The organism is Streptomyces sp. NPDC057694 (genome assembly GCF_042799415.1).
GTDB lineage: Bacteria > Actinomycetota > Actinomycetes > Streptomycetales > Streptomycetaceae > Streptomyces.
Map to the genome: position 1 here is coordinate 15,000 of NZ_JBHVIX010000030.1, position 23,729 is coordinate 38,728.

Genomic DNA, 23,729 nt, shown 5'->3' on the forward strand with positions numbered 1-23,729 from the left:
CTCGATCTGAGGCTCGCCCGCTGTCGCGGGCAAGGCCGCAGGTCAGGAGGACGGGCTCGCCGACGGCTTCGCGCCCGCCTTCAGGTAGCCGATGTTCTCGTAGTGCGGCTCCTGGAAGCCGAAGGCGCCGGCGTTGACCACGTTCGTGCGGGCCGCGACCAGCTCGGGGCGCTGATAGAGCGGGATGGAGCCGGCGGCCGCCCAGATACGGGCGTCGGCCTGCTTCACCAGGGAGCGCTCCTCCCCCGCGTCCAGCTCGCCGATCGCCTCGTCGAAGAGCTGGTCGATCTGGTCGGTGCCGACCCGGGTGTAGTTCTGCTCGACGGTGAGCGATCCGTCGGCGGCCGGGACCGGCTTGGCGTAGATGGGGCGGGCGTCGGTGGCCGGGTAGGCGGACGCGGGCCACGAGTAGAGGGCGAGATCGTACTGGCCGGACGCGATGTGGTCCTTGAAGTATCTCTCGTCGTCCACCTTCATGATGTCCGTGCGCACACCGATCTTCTCCAGCATCTGCGTGATCCGGTCGGCAACCGTGCGCAGCTGCTCGGAGCCCGCCCCGGAGGGCAGGACGAAGCGCAGGGTGAGCGGCTTGCCGTCCTTGGCGAGGGGGCCCGCGGCGGCGCCGGCCGGGGCGGCCGTGCCCTTGGGCGCGTACGCGCCGGGGGCGCCGCCCTGGTTCACGTACGTCTTCGCGTCCTTGCCGAGCCCCTCGGCGGCGTGGTCGCTCTTGTGCTTCTTCGCGTGCTTGGCGTGCTTGGACTTGGAGTGCTTGCCCTTCTCCTTGTCGGCCTTGCGCACCTTCACCGCGTCGGCCTGGTGCAGCAGGGCGGTGTGCTGGGCGGCGGCGAGCGGGCCGGGGCCCAGGAGCAGGGGTGCGTCGGCGCCGGGCTTCTGGTCGTCCTCGCCGACGATGTACGTACCGTCGTCGGCGTCCTCGGAGTCCGTGTCCGCGTCGGAGTCCTTGGCCTGGTTCTCGGAGCCGGCCGTCTTCTCCTTGGCCTTCTCCTCCTTGTCCTTCTTCTCCAGCGGCCCGCCGGGCACCCAGCCCGCCTCCGCGAGCAGCGCCCGGGCCTGGGCGGTGTCCTGGTCGCCGAGGGCGCCGCTGTTGTCGGCGTACGCCTCCTGGCCGGCCAGCGCGAGGTGGTTGTCGACGGTGCCGGAGGGCAGGCCCAGCGGCTTGAGGACGGCCTCGGCGAGCTTGGTGCGGTCGATGGCGCGGGCGACGGCGCGGCGGACGCGCTCGTCGGCGAGGGGGCCCTCGGTGCCGTTCAGCGCGAGCTGCGTGTAGGCCGGTTCCAGCGACTTGCGGACGACGAAGCCGCTCAGGTTCTGCTGCTCCTTCGCGTACTTCTTCACGGCCTTACGGGTCTTCGCGCGCGCCGCGATCTCCTCCTCGGCGGCGTCCTCGTCGTCCCCGTGCACGATCGCCCAGGAGCGCAGCGCCCGGCCCGGGGTGAGGTCGGCGCCGGGGCCGTGGGCGAGCGGGCCCGCCGTGCCCTTGTCGCGGCCGGCGAAGGCGACGCGGTCGGCGCCGCCCGAGTCCAGGTCGGCGAGGTCGAGGTCGCCCGCGGCGAGGGCCGCGGCCCGCTTGCCGCGCGGGACGGCGCTGAGCACGAGCTTGTCGAGCTTGGCGGGGCTGCCCCACCAGCGCGGGTTGCGCTTGAGGGAGACCGTCTTGGCGTCGCGGTCGATCGAGTCGATGGCGAACGGGCCCGCCGTGTTGGCCAGCTTGCGCCGCGCCCCGTCGTTGAAGTGGTCCGGGGTCCCCATGACGTCCTTGGGGTACAGCGGCGAGAACAGGGCCTTCCAGTCCGCGTACGGCTTGGCGAACGTGACCCGGACCTCCAGGTCGTTCGCCCCGCGCTCGACCTTCTCGATGCGGTCGTAGCCGGCGTTGTGCGCCGTCCAGTACGCGGAGTCCTTGCCGGACAGGGCGCGCCACTGGGCGGCGAAGTCGGGGGCGCCGATCTCACGGCCGTCGCTCCAGACCGCCTGCTGGTTCAGCTTGTACAGCACGACCTGCTTGGGCTCGGTCTCGATGACCTCGGCCTTCTCCAGGTAGTCGGGGTCGGCCTTCGGGCGGCCCTGTTCGTCGAGGCGGAACATCGACGGCAGGACGGCGCCGGTGACCCGGGACGTGCTGGCGTCGGCGTCGGCCTGGAAGGAGTTCAGGGTCTGCGGCAGATTGTCGACGGCCCAGTGCAGGGTGCCGCCGTCCTTGATCTGGTCGCGGGCTGCGGGGGCGATGTCCTGCCCGGCGGAGGGCTTGCCCGCCTCGTCGTCCGCGGCGCACCCGGCGAGGGCGGTCACGGCGAGCGCGCCGCTCACGAGGAACGCGGCCGAGCGCAGGGCTGCGCCTGGGCGCCTGGGGGTCTGGTGCATCTCGGAGCTACCTCCGGTACGGGCCGGTTGATCACTTTTGGCGGTATATGCGGTTGATCACATCTATCCGGGCCGGGACCTCTTAGGGGGCGGCGACACGGGTTTGGCCCCCCGGAACCCCCCGGGCGGACCAATGGGGCGGTGGCCGGGCGCGGCTTTCGTCGTGGCTGAGCGCGCAGTTCCCCGCGCCCCTGAAAGATCCGCGTCTGCCCCACGGGGGGGGTCCGTCGCCACCCACCGGCCGGTGGCCGCTTCTCGCGCAGTTCCCCGCGCCCCTGAGGCATGCGCTTCGCGCAGCCTCCCCTGGGAGGCGGGGGCGCACCACTGATGAGATGGCGCACGAAGTGCGCATCTCAGGGGCGCGGGGAACTGCGCGAGAAGCCCCCACCGGGCCGCGGGCGAACGACAACCCAGGGGCGCCGGACCGGCGCGTCAAGGGGGCGCACACCGGGCCGTGCCCCGCCAATCCGCCCCGCTCCCTTCACAAACGGCGATGTGACGCGCGACACTCGCAGGCGCATGAGCATCTCCGCCGCACCAGCGGAAGCGAGGCACATCATGTCCCTGACCGACGATCTGGCGGCAGCCACCCGCTGCCTGGACGACCTCACGCGCGCCGTCGGCCGCCTGGAACCCCAGCTCGGCGGGGGTCCGGACATCCGCCGCGTACGGGCCGACGCCGACCATCTGCGCGAGAGCCTGGCCCTGCTGCGCGAGGCGGCGGCCACGGACACCGCACCCCGCCGCCCGGACCTCGTCCCGATCCCCGACACCCCGTACGACAGCTCTTTGTGGACGGATTCGGACGACGAGGGACTCGGCGCACGGGACAGGCACGCCCCCTGACGCATCCCCGGTCACGTCCTTGACCCTTCGAGCGGAGGCTTCGTTGGCCACCGGCACCCAACCCTCCAGTACCGAACCCCATACCGAGAGCGGCACCGGCGTCCGCGGCCGGACCCGTGCCGCGATCGCCGCGTCCCACCTGCGCACCGACCGCTGGTGGCTGGCCCCGGCGGCGACCGCCGCGGGCCTGCTCGCCTTCATCGTCTACTCGACGTGGCGCGCCTTCTCGAACGCGCACTACTACGCGGCCCCGTACGTGTCCCCGTTCTACTCGCCGTGCCTGTCGGAGAACTGCGCGCCGATGCGCCACGGCCCCAACTGGGAGCTCTTCGGGGGCTGGTGGGGCCTGTCACCGGCCCTGCTCATCCTGATCTTCCCGCTGGGTTTCCGGCTGACCTGCTACTACTACCGCAAGGCCTACTACCGCGGCTTCTGGGCGTCGCCCCCGGCCTGCGCGGTGGCCGAGCCGCACAAGAAGTACTCCGGCGAGACGCGCTTCCCCCTGATCCTGCAGAACATCCACCGGTACTTCTTCTACGCGGCCGTACTCGTCGCCTGCATCCTGACGTACGACACCGTCCTGTCCTTCCGCGACGAGCACTACGCATGGGGCCACATGGGTCTGGGCACCCTGGTCTTCCTGCTCAACATCACGCTGATCTGGGCGTACACGATCTCCTGCCACTCGTGCCGGCACATCGTGGGCGGCCGGCTCAAGCACTTCTCCAAACACCCTGTGCGCTACCGCCTGTGGGGCTGGGTCGGAAAGCTGAACGCCCGTCACATGCTGCTCGCCTGGGCGTCGTTGGTGAGCGTCGCGCTCGCCGACTTCTACGTGTACCTGGTCGCCTCGGGCGCCTTCGACGATCCGAGGTTCTTCTAATGGTTGGGGCCCTGTGATGTCTGTTGTGGAGCGGCAGCAGTGGGATGTTGTCGTGGTGGGCGCCGGCGGCGCGGGGCTCCGCGCCGCCATCGAGGCGCGGGAGCGCGGCGCGCGTACGGCCGTGATCTGCAAGTCCCTGTTCGGCAAGGCCCACACGGTGATGGCGGAGGGCGGCATCGCGGCCGCCATGGGCAATGTGAACTCCGGGGACGACTGGAAGGTCCACTTCCGCGACACGATGCGCGGCGGCAAGTTCCTCAACCAGTGGCGGATGGCGGAGCTGCACGCGCAGGAGGCCCCCGACCGCGTCTGGGAGCTGGAGACCTGGGGCGCTCTCTTCGACCGGACGAAGGACGGCCGGATCTCGCAGCGCAACTTCGGCGGCCACGAGTACCCGCGCCTGGCCCACGTCGGCGACCGTACGGGCCTGGAGCTGATCCGCACCCTCCAGCAGAAGATCGTCCAGCTCCAGCAGGAGGACTACAAGGAGACCGGGGACTACGAGTCGCGCCTGAAGGTCTTTCAGGAGTGCACTGTCACCAGGGTGTTGAAGGACGACCGGGGCCGGGTGTCCGGCACCTTCTGCTACGAGCGGGAGAGCGGCCGCTTCTTCGTCCTCGAAGCCCCGGGCGTGGTCCTGGCGACCGGCGGCATCGGCAAGTCCTTCAAGGTGACGTCGAACTCGTGGGAGTACACGGGCGACGGCCACGCGCTCGCACTGCTCGCGGGCGCGCCGCTGCTCAACATGGAGTTCGTGCAGTTCCACCCGACGGGCATGGTCTGGCCCCCGTCGGTGAAGGGCATCCTCGTCACGGAGTCGGTGCGCGGCGACGGCGGAGTGCTGCGGAACTCCGACGGCAAGCGGTTCATGTTCGACTACATCCCGGACGTCTTCAAGGAGAAGTACGCGGAGTCCGAGGCCGAGGGCGACCGCTGGTACGACGACCCCGACCACAACCGCCGCCCGCCCGAGCTCCTGCCCCGCGACGAGGTGGCGCGCGCCATCAACGCGGAGGTGAAGGCGGGCCGCAGCTCCCCGCACGGCGGTGTCTTCCTCGACGTCTCCACCCGGATGCCCGCCGACGTCATCCGGCGCCGACTGCCGTCCATGTACCACCAGTTCAAGGAGCTGGCGGACGTCGACATCACGGCCGAGCCGATGGAGGTCGGCCCGACCTGCCACTACGTGATGGGCGGCATCGCCGTCGACTCCGACACGGCGGCGGCGCGCGGCGTGCCCGGTCTGTACGCGGCAGGTGAGGTCGCGGGCGGTATGCACGGCTCGAACCGGCTCGGCGGCAACTCGCTCTCCGACCTGCTGGTCTTCGGCCGACGGGCCGGACTGCACGCGGCCGCGTACGCCACCGGGCTCACCGCCCGCCCGTCGGTCGTCGACCTCCAGATCGACACGGCGGCGGCCGAGGCGCTGCGCCCCTTCTCCGCCGAGGGTCCCGAGGACGGCGCGGTCCCCGAGAACCCGTACACGCTCCACCAGGAACTCCAGCGGACGATGAACGACCTGGTCGGCATCATCCGCCGCGAGGGCGAGATGGAGCAGGCGCTGCGCAAGCTCGCCGATCTGCGGCTGCGGGCCCGGCGGGCGGGCGTCGAGGGGCACCGGCAGTTCAATCCGGGCTGGCACCTCGCGCTCGACCTGCGCAACATGCTCCTGGTCAGCGAGTGCGTGGCGCGCGCCGCGCTGGAACGCACGGAGTCGCGCGGCGGTCACACCCGCGAGGACCACGGGGCGATGGACCGGGCCTGGCGCCGGGTGAACCTGCTCTGCCAACTCCGGGACCCGACCGGCGGGTTGGCGGCGACCGACCCGGTGCGCGGCCAGATCAGCCTCGTACGCGAGGAGACCGAACCCATCCGCCCCGACCTGCTGGCCCTCTTCGAGAAGGAGGAGCTGGTCAAGTACCTGGCCGAAGAGGAGCTGTTCGAGTGAGCGACGCCTATGACGCGCACTTCAAGGTGTGGCGCGGGGACACCGGTGGCGGCGGCCTGGAGGACTTCGAGGTCGAGGTGAACGAGGGCGAGGTCGTCCTCGACATCATCCACCGGCTCCAGGCGACCCAGGCCCCCGACCTGGCGGTCCGCTGGAACTGCAAGGCGGGCAAGTGCGGTTCGTGCTCGGCGGAGGTCAACGGCCGCCCCCGCCTGATGTGCATGACCCGCATGTCGGTCTTCGACCCCGCCGACACCATCACGGTGACGCCGCTGCGCGCCTTCCCGGTCGTGCGTGACCTGGTCACCGACGTCGGCTTCAACTACGCGAAGGCACGCGAGGTCCCGGCGTTCGTGCCGCCGCAGGATCTCGGGCCGGGCGAGTACCGGATGATGCAGGAGGACGTGGACCGCTCGCAGGAATTCCGCAAGTGCATCGAGTGCTTCCTGTGCCAGGACACCTGCCATGTGGTGCGCGACCACGAGGAGAACAAGGCGGCGTTCGCGGGCCCGCGCTTCCTGATGCGCGTCGCCGAACTCGACATGCACCCACTGGACGCCGCATCCGCCTCCGGCCTCGACCGCAAGGCCACCGCCCAGGACGAACACGGCCTCGGCTACTGCAACATCACCAAGTGCTGCACGGAGGTCTGCCCCGAGGGCATCCACATCACGGACAACGCGCTGATTCCCTTGAAGGAGCGGGCAGTTGACCGTAAGTACGATCCGGTGGTGTGGCTGGGGAACAAGATCCGGCGGCGGTCTTCGTAGCGCGCCGTCGCCGGATCCGGGGACGGGGCCTCAGTCCTGGGTGTCGCCCTCGCCGAAGAGAGCGTCCGCGTCCGTCACACACACCGCCAGGTCCAGCCACTGGTGGAGCACGTCGAGCTCGGCGCAGGCCAGGATGCGCTCACGCTGGGCGTCGGTCAGCGCGACTCCCCGCCGGTCGAGAACCCGGGCTACGGCTTCGACCAGCCCGGCGACCTCGCCTTCGACCTTGCCCTCAGCCTTGCCCTCGAGATAGGCCTCCTCACGGAAGCTGCCCCGGCCCGGGAAATAGGTGATGACGCTCATCGTCTCTCTCCATGTCGCTCCGGCCGAGGTGTCCCCGAGGCCGATGTCCAGCAGTTCGATGTAGTACTGGGCGGTCTTGTCGTCGGTCGCCCTCAGAGCGCGGGCCAGTGCATCCAGTATGGCCGGAACGTCCCGACTATGGGCGTGTGTCAGCGCCGAGAACGTCGCCATCGCGAGATCCCTGGCGGCCACCGACGCATCGGTGATCACCGGCACGTTGTCGGGACCGAGGACGAGGGGGTGGGTGGTCTGCGCGGTCCACCCGTCGACGCCGCAGATGAAGGGCCCCGCGGCCCAGGCGGCCGTGGGACGGTCCCGGCAGATGACCAGCAGAAGGACCGGAAGCCGGTACTTCGTCCGCAGATAGGCGATGTAGTAGGGCCAGGAGTCTCCCTTCCGGTCGTCGCGCTTCGACTGCGCCTCGACGGCGAGCAGGAAGCTCGCGCCCTCCGACGGTTCGATCCGCAGCAGGCTGTCCACCCGCCGCTCGATCGGCCGGACCTCCGTGAGGTCCGGGGTGAGGACCTCGACCTTCGCCTTCGCGGGTATCGGCACACCGAGCAGCCCGAAGACGGGGGCGAGGATCTCCGGGCGCTCCTGGAAGATCCGGTGCGAGGCTTCGTGGGACGCTGTGACCATGACCGGAACCTATGGGCAGGGTGAACGGCAGGGCGGGGAGTTCAACGCGGTTCACTCGTTCGATGAAATTGCCCCCGGCATAGGCGAGTTGAAGCCGTCCGGGCTCCCCCTTCTCGGCTCCGGCCGCACCGCCGACGTCTACGCGCTCGACGACCTGTGGGTGCTGCGCCGGCACCGCGAGGGGTGGGACACCCTGCGCGAGGCCGCGTTCATGACGTACGTGCACGAGCACGGCTATCCGGCGCCGCATGTCCGTGCCGTCACCGGCCTGCCCCTGGGCGACCTGGTCATCGAGCGTCTCGACGGGCCGACCCAGGCGGAGGGGATACTGCGCGGCGGCCTCTCCCCCGTCGACGGTGGGCATGAACTCGCGCAGCTGCTGCGCCAGTTGCACGCGTTGCCGCCGCGCCCCGGCGGGCATGTCCTCCATCTCGACCTGCACCCGGAGAACGTCATCCGCACCCCGCGCGGCCCCGTCGTCATCGACTGGGCCAATGCCGAGGAGGGGGCGCCCGCTCTGGACTGGGCGATGTCGGCGCTGATCCTCGCGGAGGTCGCCGTGGACCCCGGCCGGCCCGAGGCCGCGCCGGTCCGGGTGGCCCTCGCCGCCCTGCTCACCGACCCGCCGCCGGGTCTCGTCGGCGCCCTCGACGAGGCCCGCTCCCGGCGCACCGCGAACCCGACGCTGGGCCCGGCGGAGAAGCGGCGGCTCGGGGTGGCGGTGGATCTGGTCCGGGCGGACGCCACCGCGCGCTGAGCGGCGCCGGGCCTGCACGCGCGACGGCGAGTCTTGCCCCGTCGGCCACTCGCGGCCTAGGGTGAATGCGCTTTCATTTACGCTTTCCGTCACTCCACGCACTCGGGGGACTACCCAATGAACACAGCCCCCACGGTGTACGACGTCGCCGAGCGGTCCGGGGTCTCCATCGCCACCGTCTCCCGGGTCTACCGCAACCCCGACTCGGTCCGCGCCCAGACCCGCGAGCGGGTCCTGGCCAGCGCCCGCGAGCTCGGCTACGTACCCAGTGGCAACGCCCGCGGGCTCGCCAGCCGCTCCACCGGCGTTCTCGGCCTGTGCTTTCCCGACTACTCGGACCCGGACGCCGAGTCCGAGGCCGAGACGGGGGCCGGTGACGAGCCGGACGACGACGCCGCGATGCTCTACTCCGACCAGATCATCCGCGGCATGGAGCGCGCCGCGCGCCGGCACGGGTACGCGCTGCTGATCGCCGCGTCGCTCAAGGGCGGGCCGGAGAGCCAGCTGGCGAAGGTGGCGGGGCGGGTGGACGGGTTCGCGGTGCTGGCCCGCACGGTGCCGACCGAGGACCTGGACGTCATCTCGCGGCGCCAGCCGGTGGTGATGCTGGCCGGGCCCCGCGAGTCGGACGACCTCGATCACCTGGACCACATCGAGACCGCCAACACCGACGGCCAGCGCGAACTGACCCGGCACCTCATCGAGGACCACGGCCTGCGCCGCCTCGCCTACATCGGCGCCGAGGAGTCACCCGACGTCGCCGCGCGTTTCCGGGGCCATGCCGAGGCGTGCCGGGCCGCCGGAGTACCGGTGTCCGACGCCCCCGACCTGCGGGTCGCCATGATGACGCAGGCCGAGGGAGCGCGGGCCACCGACGCCCTCCTGGACCGGCCGGGGCCGCGGCCCGAGGCGCTGGTGTTCGCCAACGACCAGATGGCGGTCGGCGCGCTGCACACGCTGGAGCGCCGGGGTGTGCGCGTCCCGGATGACATCGCTGTCACCGGGTTCGACGGGATCGCGCTGAGCCGCCTGGTCCGGCCGACGCTCACCACCGTGCGGCAGCCGATGCGGCGGATGGGCGAGGAGGCGGTGGAGCTTCTGGTGCGCCGGCTCACCGGGCAGCAGAACAAGGAGCCCGTGTCGATGATGCTGCCGGTTTCGCCCACTCGGCGGGAGAGTTGCGGGTGTGGTGGGGGTAGGACGCCGGGCGGGGTGTAGTCGGGCGGGGCCGCTCGGAGGGTCGTCGTTCGAGCGCGGGTCGCGTGTGGCCGGTCGCGCAGTTCCCCGCGCCCCTGCGCCGTTCTTCGGCTGCGGGCCGGTGGCCGCTTCTCGCGCCGTTCCCCGCGCCCCTGGGTTGTCGGTCGACTGACCGCCGGTGGCCGCTTCTCGCGCCGTTCCCCGCGCCCCTGGGTTGTCGGTCGACTGACCGCCGGTGGCCGCTTCTCGCGCCGTTCCCCGCGCCCCCAAAGGCGGGCTCCGCCCGCTCCCACGTCGGGTGCCGGTCTCGCCGTGGTTGCTCGCGCCGTTCCCCGCGCCCCTGGAGATGCGCACTTCGTGCACTCTCTCCATCAGAGGCGCGCCACCCACCCTCGACAAGGGGCCCGTCCCCGCCCTCATCAGAGGCGCGCGAAGCGCAGCCTCAAGGAGAGGCTGCGCGCAGCGCATGCCTCAGGGGCGCGGGGAACTGCGCGAGAAGAGGCCACCGGCCCGCAGATCGCAACGAACCCCGTGGGGCAGACGCAGATCCTTCAGGGGCGCGGGGAACGGCGGCACCAGCCACCACGAGAGCCACGGACGAGCACGTCACCCGAACTAAATCTCCCCGCACCTCACTTGAGCACCCGCCCGAAGAACTCCCCCTTGGCGCGAGCCAGTTCAACCCGCGCCGCCGCCTCCCCCTCCCACTCGAAGTGCCCCGCCTCCAGCACCAGCAGCTCCCCGGCCCCACCCTCACCCTCACCCTCACCCAGCGCGTTGTACACCGCGAACTGCCCCGGCGGCGGCACAGACGGGTCGAAGAGCGCGGCCGCGACCAGGACCGGCTTCGTCAGGCGGGTCGCCGCCGTCGCCGCGTCGAAGTACCCGAGCACGTCGACGACTTCGGGGTGCTCGGCGTGGTATCGGCGGACCGCCGCCCCGCTGCCCGCGCAGTCCAGCGTCAGCCGCAGCGGATGGTTCCCGAACGTCGGCACCGTCAGCTCCCCCGCCGCGAACCGGTCGTCCCAGGGCAGGGCCAGCGCGCCCAGGCCGCCGCCGAAGCTCTCCCCGAGGTAGCCGAGGCCCTGGCCCGCGGCCACCGACTCCCGCAGTTCCGGGACGAGTTCGAGCAGCGCCGACGCCGCGCACCACAGATCGGCGACGCACTCCCCGATCACGTACGTCTCCCGCGAAGCGATCCCGTGCAATACATGCTCGGCGGAGACCGACGGCACCCCGTCGACGAGCCCGCGCTCCACCATCCCGCGCACGCACGGCAGGATCGCCGCCGACCGGGGCAGCGGCAGCGGCACGTCCGGGCCCGCCCCGTCGCGGCCCCCGTACCCGTGCCCGATGACGAAGCCGTGCTCGGCCGGGCCCTCCGCGGGCAGCGCGAGCCAGCCGCCGAGCCGCACATCGCCCACCGACGTGTAGGTCACCTCGAAGATGCGGAAGCCGTCGCGCTCCTCCACGAGCGGGCCGATCTCCGGCCGGGTCGGCACCGCGGCAGCAGCCTCGTACCGGCCCCGCCAGAAGGCGTCGAAGTCGGCCGGGGCACCGCCGGGAGCGGAGACACCGCGCAGGTCGGCGAGGGTGTAGCCGTACGTCGGATCGAACGGGAAATCGTGCGTGAAGACTGTCATGGCCGCGACCCTAGGGCAGAGATCACACCCGGTACAGGCCAATTCTTCCGAGGTGGTCCGGCTCAAAACGGAATGTCTGTTTTACGCTCGCCCTGCACGGCGAGCACCGCGGCCGTGTCCGGCAGCGCCCGGCGGGACCCCGGCTTTCCGTCCCGTTACGGGAGTGTGACCAAGACCCCTCTTGCCACATCCGAGGCGGCTGCCACAGAGTGATGTATGCGCTTACAGACAGCGCATACATTCCACGGTCCGCTCAAGGAGGAGCCGTCCATGAACCGCCGCGCAACCACTGCCGCGATCGCCGTAAGCCTGGCGTCCGCGCTCACCCTCACCGCCTGCGGCGGCTCCGGCGGCGACTCGGTCGCGGCCGACGCGAAGCAGACGCTGACCGTCTGGGCCATGGGCACCGAGGGCGAGAAGCTCGCCGACGTCGCCAAGGTCTACGAGAAGGCCAACCCGAACATCACGGTGAAGGTGACCCCGATCGGCTGGGACGTCGCCCACCAGAAGCTCGTCGCCGCCGCGGCCGCCAACAAGCTGCCCGACGTGATGCAGATGGGCGGCAGCTACATGACCGAGTTCGCGGACATGGGCGCCCTGGAACCGGTCGACACCAAGACCTTCCAGGAGAAGGACTACTTCCCGGCGGGCTGGGAGCAGGGCGAGTACGACGGCAAGACCTACGGCGTGCCGTGGTACGTCGACACCCGCGTGCTCTACTACCGCACCGACCTCGCGAAGAAGGCCGGGATCGACAAGGCCCCGGCCACCATGGCCGAGCTGAAGACCGCCGCCGAGAAGTACCAGAAGGCCGGTTCGAAGTACGGCCTGTCGATCCAGCCCAACGGCCTGGACTCGGTGCAGAGCTTCTACCAGTTCCTGTACTCGGCCGGCGGCGAGATCGTCACCAAGGACGGCGAGACCGTCGCCAACAGCCCGGCGGCCGTCAAGGCCCTGGAGAACTACACCAGTTACTTCAAGAAGGGCCTCGCGGCGAAGTCGGTGCGCCCCGGCTACGACGTGACCAAGGACTTCAACACCGGCGACGTCGCGATGTTCTTCGGCGGCCCCTGGCACATGGGTCTGCTGGACGACAACTACCCCGACCTCAAGGGCAAGTGGGCCATCGCCAACGTACCGACCGACAAGACCTCCGCCTCCATGGCCGGCGGCTCGGCCCTGACGATCTCCGCGGACAGCGAGCACAAGGCCGCCGCCAAGGAGCTCGTGAAGTACCTGACCGGCACCAAGGGTCAGGCCGACTGGTACCAGCGCACCAAGGACCTCCCGGCGAACATGACCGCCTGGTCCTCCGGTGAGCTGGCCACCGACCCGAACATGAAGGTCTGGAAGAAGCAGATGGAGTCGGCGCAGGTCTCGCCGGCCCAGCCCAAGTGGTCCGAGATCACCTCGAAGATCGACACCGCGATCGAGGACGCCGCCCAGGGCAAGGCCTCCCCGAAGGCCGCCCTCGACAAGGCGCAGGGCGAGATCGAGAGCCTCGTCCAGAAGTAACGACCCGCCTCACGAATGAAACCCCCACCCTCCGGCGGTCGCAGGCGCACGCCGGAGGAAGTCCGAAGGGCGGACCATGTCCACCACGACACCCACCCCCGCGCGCTCCGGGGCCGGCAAGGCCCCGGGCGGCGAGCCCCCGCAGGGCGCGGGCCGGCGCAAGAAGCGCCCGATGGGGAAGCAGAACCTGGCCGGCTGGCTGTTCTCCACCCCGTTCCTCGCGCTGTTCGGCGTCTTCATGCTCTTCCCGATCGTGGCGACGCTCGTCATGAGCTTCACCGACTTCGGGCAGCGCAACGTCCGCAAGCCGATGGACGCGAACTTCGTCGGCCTGGAGAACTACACCAAGCTGTTCAGCGACGACCAGTTCCTGCGCGCGATGTTCAACACCGCGTACTTCGTGGTCGTCGGGGTGCCGCTGACCATCGGGCTCGGGCTGCTGATCGCGGTGCTGCTCAACAACGGCATCGACCGGGCCCGCACCTTCTTCCGGGTGGGTTTCTACGCGCCGGTGGTCACGACGATCGTCGCCGTGGCCATCGTGTGGCGGTTCGTGCTCGACCCTTCGGACGGGCTGATCGCCGGGCTCGGTGACGAACTCGGCTTCACCGCGCCGGACTTCCTCGGCTCGGAGACCTGGGCCATGCCGTCGCTGATCGTGATGGCGGTGTGGCGCAACCTCGGCACGGTGATGGTCCTCATGATCGCCGGACTCCAGGCCATCCCGGCCGAGGTCCGCGAGGCCGCCCGGCTCGACGGGGCGAGCGCCTGGCAGGAGCTGCGCAGGATCACGGTGCCGCTGCTGCGCCCGACGCTCCTGTACGCCACGGTCATCACGACGATCGGTTACCTCAACGTGTTCGAGGAGCCGTTCGTGATGACCCAGGGCGGCCCCTCCGACTCCACGATGACCGTGTCGCTCGACATGTACTTCCAGGGCTTCCGGTTCTTCAACATGGGCTACGCGAGCGCCATGGCGTACGTCCTGTTCGTGGTGATCATGGGCATCACGGTGCTGCAGCTGCGACTGATGAAGGACAACACGAAATGAGCGCCGTCACCCCCGCCCGCCGGCCCGCAGGCCGAGGCCGCAAGCCGCTGCTCTACGTCGTCGCCTCGCTCGGTCTGCTGGTGATGGCCGCGCCGTTCCTGTGGATGGCGCTGAGCGCCTTCAAGACCAAGAAGGACCTGACCGCGAGCCCGCCGGTCTGGATCCCCACCGAGTGGACGCTGAAGAACTTCACCGACCTGCTCGACCAGCTCGACATGCCGCGGTACTTCCTGAACTCGGTGATCGTCGCCGTGCTCGTGACCGTATGCAACCTGCTGTTCTGCTCGATGCTCGGCTACGCGCTGGCCAAGCTGAACTTCAGCGGCCGCTCGAAGGTCTTCGGCGTCGTGCTCGCCGCCCTGATGGTCCCGGCGAACCTGATGGTCCTGCCGCTGTTCGTGCTGATCAACCAGCTGAACCTGCTGGACACCTACGCGGGCCTGGTGCTGCCCTTCGCGGCGGGCGCGTTCGGCGTCTTCCTGATGCGGCAGTTCATGCAGTCGATCCCGGACGAGCTGCTCGAAGCGGCCCGGATGGACGGCGCCGGCGAGTGGTACATCTTCTGGCGGATCGTCCTTCCGCTGGTCAAGCCCGCCCTCGCGACGCTGACGATCTTCACGTTCCTCGGGTCGTGGAACAACTTCATCTGGCCGCTGATCGCGACCAACGACCCCGACAAGTACACGCTCCCGGTGGCCCTCGCGACCTTCGCCAACGACCCGAACCGCACGGTCGGCGGCGGCAACGGAATGCTGATGGCGGGCTCGCTGCTCGTCGTGCTTCCGGTCCTGGTCGTCTTCGCGGTCCTCCAGCGCCACTTCACCCAGGGCATCGCCACCGCCGGCATGAAGTAGGCCCCTCGGGCCCGCCCCGGTACGCCCCGGCCCCCACACGCACGTACGCACGTAGAAAGACAGGCATCATCACCATGACGCTCACCCCTGCCCCGACGCGCACGCTCCCCTTCCCCGACGGGTTCCTGTGGGGCGCCTCGACCGCCGCCCACCAGATCGAGGGCAACAACGTCAACAGCGACTGGTGGCGCAAGGAGCACGACCCGGCGGCCGGGATCCAGGAACCGAGCCTGGACGCCTGCGACAGCTACCACCGCTGGGAGCAGGACATGGACCTGCTCGCCGAACTCGGCTTCAGCGACTACCGGTTCAGCGTCGAGTGGGCCCGCATCGAGCCGGTCCGCGGCTACTTCTCGCGCGCCGAGATAGCCCACTACCGGCGCATGGTGGACGGCGCGATCGCCCGCGGTCTGCGGCCCAACGTCACGCTGCACCACTTCACGATCCCGCAGTGGTTCGAGGACCTGGGCGGCTTCACCGCCGAGGGCGCCGTCGAGCTGTTCGCGCGGTACGTCGAGGAGTGCGCGCCGATCATCGCCGAGGGCGTCGAGCACGTCTGCACCATCAACGAGCCGAACATGATCGCCGTGATGGCCGGTCTCGCCAAGCGCGGTGACCAGGGCTTCCCGCCCGCCGGGCTGCCCTTCCCCGACGAGGAGACGACGCACGCCGTCATCGCCGCGCACCACGCCGCGGTGAAGGCCGTGCGCTCGATCAAGCCGGAGATCAAGGTCGGCTGGACCATCGCCAACCAGGTCTACCAGGCCGAGCCGGGCGCCGAGGACGTCACCGCCGCCTACCGCCACCCCCGTGAGGACATCTTCATCGAGGCGGCGCGCGGCGACGACTGGATCGGCGTGCAGTCCTACACCCGGACGAAGATCGGCGCGGACGGCCCGATCCCGGCCCCGGCCGACGCCGAGCGCACCCTGACGTCGTGGGAGTACTACCCGGAGGCCGTCGGCCACGCGATCCGGCACACGGCCGAGCTGATCGGCCCGGACACCCCGATCGTCGTGACCGAGAACGGCATCGCGACCGGCGACGAGCAGCGCCGCATCGACTACTACGCGGGCGCGCTGGACGCGGTCGCGGCCTGCATCGAGGACGGCATCGACGTCCGCGGCTACCTCGCCTGGAGCGCGCTCGACAACTACGAGTGGGGCACCTACAAGGCGACGTTCGGCCTCATCGGCTGGGACGGCGAGACCTTCGCCCGCACCCCGAAGCCGGCCGCGCACTGGCTGGGCGGCCTGGGCCGCGAGCGCGCCCTGCCGCGCGTCTGACACACCCCCCTGCCGGTGGGCGGCGGCTCGAACCCCTGCGTCGCCGCCGCCCACCTCCCGAACCGTCACGGGCGACCCGCCCCCCCCTGGGCCGCCCGTGACACACGGGACCGCGGACCCTGACCCCCGCTGTCCCGGTCCCGAGGACCCGCGGAACCTGACCTCGCGGGTCCACCACGGCGGGGGCCGGCCCGTACCTGATCGGCGCCGGCTCCCGCCTCCTTTCACGAGCACCACGAACTTCCCTTCCACAGCTGCCCGTTCGGATCTCCCGGGAGAAGGACCTTCATGGATCGCCGTACGTTCCTCATGGCCGCCGGCGCCGGTGGCGCCGCGCTCACGCTGGGCGCCGCCCCGGCCGCGAGTGCCTCCGCCGCCGTCGACCCGGCACGCCTGCGCACCTGGTTCCGTTCGACGTACCGCTCGATCGAGGCGATGACGACCGACCTCGGGCTCACCGCCGACAAGATCGACGTCAGCGGTCCCGGCCGGCCGGTGCCGTCCGTGCAGACCTCGCCGACGAACATCGGCTGCGGGCTGTGGGCGACGGCCGCCGCGGGCGGGCTCGGGGTGATCACCCGGGGCGAGATGGAGCGCCGGCTGACGCGGACGGTCGCGGCCGTCGAACGTCTGGAGCGGGCGCACGGGTTCTGGTTCAACTGGTACGACGCCCATGACGGCAGCGTGCTGACGAGCTGGCCGGCGACCGGCGAGACGGTCCGCCCGTTCCTGTCCTCGGTCGACAACGCCTGGCTGGTGACCGGGCTGCGGATCGCGGCCGACGCCGCCCCCGCGCTCGGCCCGCGCGTCGCGAGGCTGCTGGCCGGCGCCGACTGGTCGTACTACTACACGCCGTACGACCCGGCCGACCCGGTGGCGGGCCCCGGCCAGCTGCGCGGCGGCTTCTGGCCCGACAAGCCGGGCAAGGGCGAGCCGACGGGCCACCACTACGGCGCCCTCAACACCGAGCCGAGGATGGCCAGTTACCTCGGCATCGCCGACGGCAGCCTGCCCGCCGACCACTACTGGCACCTCTTCCGGACCCTGCTGCCGGGCAGCGGCCAGGAGCAGGAGCCGGAGGGTTCGTACGTGGCCATGGACGGCGTCCGCGTCTGGCAGGGCCACTACACCTACCGGGGCCGCACGTTCGTGCCGACCTGGGGCGGCTCGATGTTCGAGGCGCTGATGGTCCCGCTGTTCGTGCCCGAGCCGGAGTGGTCGCCGGGTTCCTGGGGCGTCACGCACGGCCGCTATGTGCGCGGCCAGATCGAGCACGGGCTCGAAGAGGCGGGGTACGGCTACTGGGGGTTCTCCCCGGCGAACATCCCCGAGGGCGGCTACCGCGAGTACGGCGTCGACGCGCTCGGCATGCAGGAGGACGGCTACCACTCGCTCGGGGTCGTCACCCCGCACGCCTCCTTCCTCGCGCTGCCGTACGCCCGCCGGGAGGCCGTCGCGAACCTGAAGGCGCTGGACGCGGACTTCGGCGCGTACGACGAGACGTACGGCTTCCGCGACTCGGTGGACGTCACGACCGGCCGGATCAGCGACTTCGTGCTCGCGCTCGACCAGGGCATGATCGCCGCCGCGCTCGCCCAGCAACTGCGGCCCGGCCTGCTCCAGCGCCCGTTCCGCACCGGCGGCTTCGCGGCGCGGGTGCGGCCGCTGCTGGCCAAGGAGCGGTTCTCGGTCTGAACCGCCCGGCCCCACAGACGGGTGCCGCGACCGTGAGGGTGCTGTGGGGGCGCCCCGGTCGCGGCACCTTCTTCACGGACATACGCTCCCAAACGTGACGCCCGCCGCTTCCCCGCGCCCGATAGCCGCGCGGACGGCCGCAGCCGTGCTGCTCTGTCTGGCCTGGCTGCTGCTGCCCGCGTCCCCCGGCCACGCCGACGACCCGGTCACCCTCTCCCGCACCGGACAGCTCACCGACAAGGTGAACGCCCTCGGGGACCGCGAGGACGCGGCCGCCGACGCGCTCGCCGACCTCGACGACGCGCGCGGCATCCAGCTCTTCGTCGTCTACGTGCGCGACTTCTCCGGCCGCTCCGCGCAGAGCTGGGCCGACACCACGGCCGACAAGAACGGTCTCGGCCTCAACGACGTCCTGCTGGCCGTCGCCACGCACGACCGGCAGTACGCGTTCTCCGTCGACCAGGACTCCCGGCTCACCGACGCCCAGATCCAGGACATCGCGCAGACGGGCGTGGAACCGGCGCTGCGCAAGAACGACTGGGCGGGGGCCGCCGTGGGCGCCGCGAACGGCATCGGCGCCGTCGTCGCGGGCCGGCCCGTGCCCACCCCGACGATCACCCCCGGCGCCGCCGACCCGGGCGCGGGCGACTCCGGCGGCAGCGGCGCCGGTGACCTGGTGCTGCCCGTCATCGCCGTCGGCGGGGCCGGCGCCGTGGTCGCGTACGCGTACACCCGCCGCAAGCGGCGCGGGAGCACCGGCCGCCCGTCCGGCGGCGGCGCACAGGGTTGGGGCAAGACGCCACGGACGCCGCAGACGCCGCTGCCCGAGCTGGACAAGCAGGCCAGGCTGCTGCTGGTCGAGACCGACGACGCGGTGCGCACCAGCACCGAGGAGCTGGGCTTCGCCACCGCGCAGTTCGGCGAGGACGCGGTCAAGGAGTTCCAGGCGGCGCTCGCCGCGGCGCAGGCCGAGCTGACCGCCGCCTTCAAACTGCGCCAGCAGCTCGACGACGCGTTCCCCGAGGACGACGCGACGAAGCGGCGGATGCTGGAGGAGATCATCAGCCGGTGCACCGGGGCGGGGCGCGGGCTCGACGCCCAGTCCGCGGACTTCGACCGGCTGCGCGCCCTGGAGCAGAACGCCCCCGAGGCGCTCGCCCACGCCGAGCGGGCCTTCCGCGAACTGGCGGCCCGCACCACCGGCGCGCAGGAGACCATGACCGCCCTCGGCGGCAAGTACGCGGCGTCCGCGCTCCAGAGCGTCACGGGCCATGTCGAGCAGGCCAAGGACCGGCTCGTGTTCGCCACCACCCAGCTGAACCAGGCCCGCGGCAACGTCGACGCGGGCGACGCGGGCAAGGGCGTCGTCCATCTGCGGGCCGCCGAGGGCGCCGTCGACCAGGCGGGCACGTTCGTCACCGCGATCGACCGCCTCGCCGGTGAGCTGGCAGAGGCCGACGAGAAGCTGCCCGCCGCGCTCACCGAGTCCGACACCGACCTCGCGGACGCGCGCGGCCTCCTGGAGGGCACCGGGCAGGGCGTCTCCACCGCCGATCTGCGCGGCCGCATCGCCCGGGTCGAGTCCGTCGTCGGCCAGGTGCGTGCGGAGCTGGCGGCAGGACCGTACGACCCGATCGACGCGCTGCGCCGGGTCGAGGAGGCGGACACGGCGCTCGACGAGGCGCTGGTGGCGGCCCGCGAGCGGGATGCGGGCACGGCGCGCGCCCGCTCCCTGCTCGGCCAGGCCCTGCTCGCCGCACGCAGCAGCACGGGAGCGGCGGCGGACTTCATCACGACCCACCGCGGCGCCGTCGGCAGCGAGGCCCGCACCCGGCTCGCGGAGGCCGAGCGGCGCCTGGGAGTCGCACAGGCCGGCCAGGAGAGCGACCCGGCCGCCGCACTGACCGAGGCGCAGCAGGCCGACGCCCTGGCCCGGCAGGCGCAGTCCCTCGCCGAGCAGGACGTGCGCGGCTACGGCAATCCCTACGGGGGCGGGGGCGGCGGCGGGCGCGGCGGCAGCGGCATGGGCGGCGCGGTGCTCGGCGGGATCATCCTCGGCGGGCTGCTGAACGGCGGACGCGGCGGGGGCGGTGGCGGGTTCGGCGGAGGCGGTGGCGGCTTCGGCGGCGCGGGCGGGCCCGGCAGCTTCGGCGGAGGGGGGACGCGCGGTCGCCGGGGCGGCGGCGGGCGTTTCTGACCCCGTTCACCCACCCACCTGTTCCCCTCCCTGTCCCCCCCTGTTCCACCTGTTCCACCTGCTCCCCCTAGTACGTGAGGACTTGACCATGACGAAGCAGACCATCCTCGGCCGGGTCGCGCAGCTCGCGAAGGCGAACATCAACGCGCTGCTCGACGGCGCGGAGGATCCGCAGAAGATGATCGACCAGCTGATCCGCGACTACACGAACAACATCGCGGAGGCCGAGGAGGCGGTGGCCACCACCATCGGCAATCTGCGGATGCTGGAGCAGGACCACAAGGACGACGTGGACGCCGCCGCCGAGTGGGGCGGCAAGGCGCTCGCGGCCAGCAAGAAGGCGGACGAGCTGCGGGCGGCCGGGACCGCGGCGGACGCCGACCGGTTCGACAACCTCGCGAAGGTCGCGCTGGGCCGGCAGTTGCAGTCCGAGAAGGAGGCGAAGGACGCCGAGCCGACGATCGCCGCGCAGACCGAGGTGGTCGGCAAGCTCAAGGCCGGGCTCGACCAGATGAAGACCAAGCTGACCGAACTGCAGTCGAAGCGCGACCAGTTGGTGGCCCGCGCCAAGACCGCCCAGGCGCAGAACCAGATGCTGGACGCGGCGAAGAACATCGATGTCCTCGACCCCACCAGCGAGCTGGGCCGCTTCGAGGACAAGGTGCGGCGCGAGGAGGCGAAGGCGCTCGGCAAGCAGGAACTGGCCGAGTCGTCCCTCGACGCCCAGTTCGAGCAGCTCGACACGCTCGGCGACGCGGCCGAGATCGAGGCCCGGCTCGCCGCGCTGAAGAGCGGGTCCTGAGCCGGGCGCTCGGAACAAGCCGAGCGGATCCTGAGCCGGGCGCTCGGAACAAGCCGAGCGGGTCCTGAGCCGGGCCGCTCAGAACAGGCTGAGCAGGGCCTCCGTCGGGTCGGTCAGCCCCGCGTTGCCGTCCGGGAGCGGGAGTTCGAACCAGACCGTCTTGCCGCGCGGGGTGCGCCGCGAACCCCAGGCCGCGCTCAGCAGGCCGACGAGCTGGAGGCCGCGGCCGCCCTCGTCGGTGTCCCGGGCGCGCCGCCTGCGCGGCTGCACGAGACCGGCGTCCCACACCTCGCAGACCAGCGAGCGGTCGAGCAGCAGCCGGAGCCTGATCTCGCCCTCGCCGTACCGCAGGGCGTTGGTGACCAGCTCGCTGACCAGCAGCTCGGTGGTGTCGACGAGGGCCTCGAGATCCCAGGCGAGCAGCTGGGCGCGGGCCAGCTCACGGGCCCGGCCGACGGACTTCGGCTCGCGCGGCAGCGTCCAGTCGCCGACGTTCTCGGCCGGCAGGCCCTGGATGCGGGCCATCAGCAGGGCGATGTCGTCCTCGCCGTGGTGGGTGTCGAGGGTGGTGAGGACGTGGTCACAGACGTCCTCCAGCGCCGGTGAGGGATCGTCCAGGGCGGCCCGGAACGCGGACAGGCCCTCGTCGAGCGGGTGGTCACGCGATTCGACCAGACCGTCCGTGTAGAGCGCCAGCAGCCCGCCGTCGGGGAGTTCGACCTCCACCTCCTCGAACGGCTCGCCGCCGACACCGAGCGGCATGCCCGGCGGTACGTCGAGCATCAGCGCGCCCTCGCCGGGTTCGACCAGCACCGGCGGGAGGTGGCCGGCGTTGGCGAACGTGCAGCGGCGGGTGACGGCGTCGTAGACCGCGTAGACGCAGGTGGCGAGGTACACCTCGGAGAGGTCCTCGCCGCCCTGGTTGGCGCTGCGGGCGGCGCGGGTGGCCTGCTGGACGCCGCCGGGGGTGCCGAGGCCGCGGGCGATCTCGTCGAGCGCGCTGAGCACCTCGGCCGGTTCGAGGTCGAGCAGGGCCAGGGTGCGCACGGCGGTGCGCAGTTCGCCCATGGCGACGGCGGCGCGCAGGCCGCGGCCCATCACGTCGCCGACGACCAGCGCCGTGCGGTGGCCGGGGAGTTCGATGACGTCGAACCAGTCGCCGCCGACCTCGGTCGCCGCGTTGCCCGGCAGATAGCGGCAGGCGATGTCGAGCCCGGACGCCTCCGGGTTGTCCGGCGGAAGCAGGGACCGTTGCAGTATCAGCGCGCGCTCGTGCTCGCGCCGGTACAGCCGGGCGTTGTCGATACAGACCGCGGCGCGCGAGGCCAGCTCCATGGCGAGATCCCGGTCCCGCTCGTTGAACGGCTCGCTGCCCTTGGTGCGGGAGAACTGCACGAGGCCGACGACGGTGTCGTGCGCGACCATCGGCACGGCGAGCGTCGACTGGACGAGGCCGCCGGGCTGCGCGGGCAGGGTCTGCGGGCGGGCGGTGCGCAGGGCGTCCGCGCAGGCCGAGTTGAACGCGAAGCGATGCACGGCACCGACGCTGACCGGCTCTTCGCCGCCCAGGTCGAGGAAGGGCACGTCGGCCACGGCGCTCGCGGCGGCGACCCGGCGCAGCTCGGCGCTGCCGTCGGCGAGCCGGTGGTTGGCCAGTGCCGTCTCGTCGCCGGAGAGCAGGCCTTGGTAGAGGTCGACGGAGGCCAGGTCGCAGAAGCCGGGCACGACCACGTCGAGGAGTTCGCGGGAGGTCGTCTCCAGGTCGAGGGAGTTGCCTATGCGGGCGCCCGCCTCGTTCAGGAGGGCCAGATTGCGCCGGGCGTGCGCTGCCTCGCGGGCGGCGGCGTGCCGCCGGGTGACGTCGCTGGCGAGCCCGGCGATGCCGATGGTCCGGCCCGAACCGGTGTGTACGCGGTACAGGTTGATGGACCAGTGGCGGCGCTCGGACGAGTCCGGGGTGGGGCCGACGAGCTGCATGTCGGTGACGGCGTCACCGGTCTCCAGGACCCGGCGCAGTGCGCCCTGCACCCGGTCGGCCTCGTGGCGCGGCAGATAGTCGTGGACGGTGCGGCCGCGGTGGTCGTCGCTGCGGCCGCCGAAGACGGAGGTGAACGTGCGGTTGGCCCGCTGCACCTTGAGGTCGGTGTCGAACAGCAGGAAGCCGAAGGGAGATTGACCGAAAATCGACTGCGAGGCGGCGAGGTCCGTCTCGATGCTCCGCAGGGTCTGCACGTCCACGACGATGCAGACCGCGGCACGCTCGCCGGACTCGGTGGTCGAGGGCATCACATAGACCTCGGCCGTACCGTACGGCTCTCCGGCATCACCCGGCCTTTCGCCGGACGCCCGGAACGGGACGACGCCGGTCCACTCCCGGCCGTCCAGGATCTCCGCCATCTTGCGGCGGCCGCGATCGCGCAGCTCGGGCGGGACGAACGCCTCGACGGGGTCCTTGCCGACGGCGTCCTCGGCCGATACGCCGAAGATCTGCGCGGCCCGCAGGCTCCACTGGTCGATCAGCCCGTCGGGGCCGATCGAGAACGAGGCGACCTTGATGTAGTCGTAGATCGACCCGGGCGGGCTCGTCTGCCAGATGTCGGCGATCGGCCCGATTTCCGCTTGCGTCCGCTCCAGCGGCGTCCGGCCCGCATCCGGCGTCGACGCCGCGTCCGAGGCGCCGTCAGACGCCCCGGCCTTCGCTGGTATCTCGCTCACGCGAACCGTCCCCTCCAGCTCACCGCGTCCGGCACCGGTCACCGGGGCGGCTGCCCGCAGTATCCAGCACTACGGAGCCGCACGACACGGTGTTCACGATCACACCACGGTCCCGACCCTTTTTGGCCCGTCGGGACCGACTGTTTCCGTACCCAGAGTGCAGGTGCGTCCACACACCGCGTTCTCCACTCGAGTTCCACATTCCCGTCTCTTAACCAGGTGCGACCCACTTAACCGGGGTGCGTC

At 71.5% G+C, this 23,729-nt stretch carries 17 protein-coding genes; 13 read left to right on the top strand and 4 right to left on the bottom strand.

Translation table 11 applies throughout. The features are described 5' to 3' along the window. Positions 1-42: 42 nt before the first annotated feature. A complete protein-coding gene (locus ACFVDP_RS38335) occupies positions 43-2,382 on the bottom strand; it encodes an ABC transporter family substrate-binding protein (protein WP_383500511.1) in 2,340 nt (779 codons plus the stop codon). Positions 2,383-2,940: 558 nt separating this feature from the next. Between ACFVDP_RS38335 and ACFVDP_RS38340 the strand changes: the two genes are divergently transcribed. Genes ACFVDP_RS38340 through ACFVDP_RS38355 form a run of 4 tightly spaced genes read left to right on the top strand, consistent with a single transcriptional unit; the run spans position 2,941 to position 6,829 of the window. After that, positions 2,941-3,228 (top strand): hypothetical protein, encoded by a 288-nt coding sequence (locus ACFVDP_RS38340; RefSeq protein WP_383500751.1) that lies wholly within the window; start codon positions 2,941-2,943, stop codon positions 3,226-3,228. 43 nt (positions 3,229-3,271) lie between these two features. Then, the gene (locus ACFVDP_RS38345) at positions 3,272-4,111 is read left to right on the top strand and encodes a hypothetical protein (protein ID WP_383500514.1); all 840 of its coding nucleotides are present in this window, start codon (positions 3,272-3,274) and stop codon (positions 4,109-4,111) included. A gap of 16 nt (positions 4,112-4,127) precedes the next feature. Next, complete coding sequence (locus tag ACFVDP_RS38350; protein WP_383500517.1) at positions 4,128-6,059, top strand: fumarate reductase/succinate dehydrogenase flavoprotein subunit; 1,932 nt, start codon at positions 4,128-4,130, stop codon at positions 6,057-6,059. Next, positions 6,056-6,829 (top strand): succinate dehydrogenase/fumarate reductase iron-sulfur subunit, encoded by a 774-nt coding sequence (locus ACFVDP_RS38355; protein WP_383500520.1) that lies wholly within the window; start codon positions 6,056-6,058, stop codon positions 6,827-6,829. The genes ACFVDP_RS38350 and ACFVDP_RS38355 overlap by 4 nt, the downstream gene beginning before the upstream one ends. A 30-nt stretch (positions 6,830-6,859) precedes the next feature. Here ACFVDP_RS38355 and ACFVDP_RS38360 read toward each other — a convergent pair whose 3' ends face one another. Beyond that, a complete protein-coding gene (locus tag ACFVDP_RS38360; protein WP_383500523.1) occupies positions 6,860-7,771 on the bottom strand; it encodes a hypothetical protein in 912 nt (303 codons plus the stop codon). Here ACFVDP_RS38360 and ACFVDP_RS38365 point away from each other — a divergent pair. Then, entirely contained in the window at positions 7,770-8,528 is a 759-nt protein-coding gene (locus ACFVDP_RS38365; RefSeq protein WP_383500526.1) for a phosphotransferase, read from the top strand. The two genes, ACFVDP_RS38360 and ACFVDP_RS38365, sit on opposite strands and share 2 nt — an antisense overlap. 117 nt (positions 8,529-8,645) lie before the next feature. Further along, entirely contained in the window at positions 8,646-9,746 is a 1,101-nt protein-coding gene (locus ACFVDP_RS38370) for a LacI family DNA-binding transcriptional regulator (RefSeq protein WP_383500529.1), read from the top strand. A gap of 611 nt (positions 9,747-10,357) precedes the next feature. Here ACFVDP_RS38370 and ACFVDP_RS38375 read toward each other — a convergent pair. Beyond that, positions 10,358-11,368, bottom strand: a complete 1,011-nt coding sequence (locus ACFVDP_RS38375; RefSeq protein ID WP_383500532.1) for an acetylxylan esterase — start codon at positions 11,366-11,368, stop codon at positions 10,358-10,360. A 270-nt stretch (positions 11,369-11,638) separates the two neighbouring features. Between ACFVDP_RS38375 and ACFVDP_RS38380 the strand changes: the two genes are divergently transcribed. From ACFVDP_RS38380 to ACFVDP_RS38410, 7 genes are all read left to right on the top strand, one after another. Further along, on the top strand, positions 11,639-12,883 hold the full coding sequence (locus ACFVDP_RS38380) for a sugar ABC transporter substrate-binding protein (protein WP_383500535.1): 1,245 nt from the start codon (positions 11,639-11,641) through the stop codon (positions 12,881-12,883). A gap of 76 nt (positions 12,884-12,959) precedes the next feature. After that, on the top strand, positions 12,960-13,934 hold the full coding sequence (locus tag ACFVDP_RS38385; RefSeq protein WP_383500538.1) for a carbohydrate ABC transporter permease: 975 nt from the start codon (positions 12,960-12,962) through the stop codon (positions 13,932-13,934). After that, a complete protein-coding gene (locus tag ACFVDP_RS38390; RefSeq protein WP_383500541.1) occupies positions 13,931-14,788 on the top strand; it encodes a carbohydrate ABC transporter permease in 858 nt (285 codons plus the stop codon). The genes ACFVDP_RS38385 and ACFVDP_RS38390 overlap by 4 nt, the downstream gene beginning before the upstream one ends. 74 nt (positions 14,789-14,862) lie before the next feature. Further along, positions 14,863-16,074: a glycoside hydrolase family 1 protein gene (locus ACFVDP_RS38395; protein ID WP_383500544.1), complete on the top strand. Its 1,212-nt coding sequence runs from the start codon at positions 14,863-14,865 to the stop codon at positions 16,072-16,074. Positions 16,075-16,362: 288 nt separating this feature from the next. Next, positions 16,363-17,769, top strand: a complete 1,407-nt coding sequence (locus tag ACFVDP_RS38400) for a glucoamylase family protein (RefSeq protein WP_383500547.1) — start codon at positions 16,363-16,365, stop codon at positions 17,767-17,769. A 94-nt stretch (positions 17,770-17,863) separates the two neighbouring features. After that, positions 17,864-19,966: a TPM domain-containing protein gene (locus tag ACFVDP_RS38405; RefSeq protein ID WP_383500550.1), complete on the top strand. Its 2,103-nt coding sequence runs from the start codon at positions 17,864-17,866 to the stop codon at positions 19,964-19,966. A gap of 88 nt (positions 19,967-20,054) precedes the next feature. Next, the gene (locus tag ACFVDP_RS38410; RefSeq protein ID WP_383500553.1) at positions 20,055-20,768 is read left to right on the top strand and encodes a PspA/IM30 family protein; all 714 of its coding nucleotides are present in this window, start codon (positions 20,055-20,057) and stop codon (positions 20,766-20,768) included. Positions 20,769-20,846: 78 nt separating this feature from the next. On the opposite strand, the gene ACFVDP_RS38415 is transcribed toward ACFVDP_RS38410, so the two are convergent. Continuing rightward, positions 20,847-23,525 (bottom strand): SpoIIE family protein phosphatase, encoded by a 2,679-nt coding sequence (locus ACFVDP_RS38415; RefSeq protein ID WP_383500556.1) that lies wholly within the window; start codon positions 23,523-23,525, stop codon positions 20,847-20,849. Positions 23,526-23,729 lie beyond the last annotated feature (204 nt).

Excerpts from the sequence above, each read along its gene's own strand:
- ACFVDP_RS38335 (WP_383500511.1), bottom strand. The coding sequence starts at position 2,382 with ATGCACCAGACCCCCAGGCGCCCAGGCGCAGCCCTGCGCTCGGCCGCG.
- ACFVDP_RS38340 (WP_383500751.1), top strand. The coding sequence starts at position 2,941 with ATGTCCCTGACCGACGATCTGGCGGCAGCCACCCGCTGCCTGGACGAC.
- ACFVDP_RS38350 (WP_383500517.1), top strand. The coding sequence starts at position 4,128 with ATGTCTGTTGTGGAGCGGCAGCAGTGGGATGTTGTCGTGGTGGGCGCC.
- ACFVDP_RS38365 (WP_383500526.1), top strand. The coding sequence starts at position 7,770 with ATGACCGGAACCTATGGGCAGGGTGAACGGCAGGGCGGGGAGTTCAAC.
- ACFVDP_RS38360 (WP_383500523.1), bottom strand. The coding sequence starts at position 7,771 with ATGGTCACAGCGTCCCACGAAGCCTCGCACCGGATCTTCCAGGAGCGC.
- ACFVDP_RS38370 (WP_383500529.1), top strand. The coding sequence starts at position 8,646 with ATGAACACAGCCCCCACGGTGTACGACGTCGCCGAGCGGTCCGGGGTC.
- ACFVDP_RS38375 (WP_383500532.1), bottom strand. The coding sequence starts at position 11,368 with ATGACAGTCTTCACGCACGATTTCCCGTTCGATCCGACGTACGGCTAC.
- ACFVDP_RS38380 (WP_383500535.1), top strand. The coding sequence starts at position 11,639 with ATGAACCGCCGCGCAACCACTGCCGCGATCGCCGTAAGCCTGGCGTCC.
- ACFVDP_RS38385 (WP_383500538.1), top strand. The coding sequence starts at position 12,960 with ATGTCCACCACGACACCCACCCCCGCGCGCTCCGGGGCCGGCAAGGCC.
- ACFVDP_RS38390 (WP_383500541.1), top strand. The coding sequence starts at position 13,931 with ATGAGCGCCGTCACCCCCGCCCGCCGGCCCGCAGGCCGAGGCCGCAAG.
- ACFVDP_RS38395 (WP_383500544.1), top strand. The coding sequence starts at position 14,863 with ATGACGCTCACCCCTGCCCCGACGCGCACGCTCCCCTTCCCCGACGGG.
- ACFVDP_RS38400 (WP_383500547.1), top strand. The coding sequence starts at position 16,363 with ATGGATCGCCGTACGTTCCTCATGGCCGCCGGCGCCGGTGGCGCCGCG.
- ACFVDP_RS38410 (WP_383500553.1), top strand. The coding sequence starts at position 20,055 with ATGACGAAGCAGACCATCCTCGGCCGGGTCGCGCAGCTCGCGAAGGCG.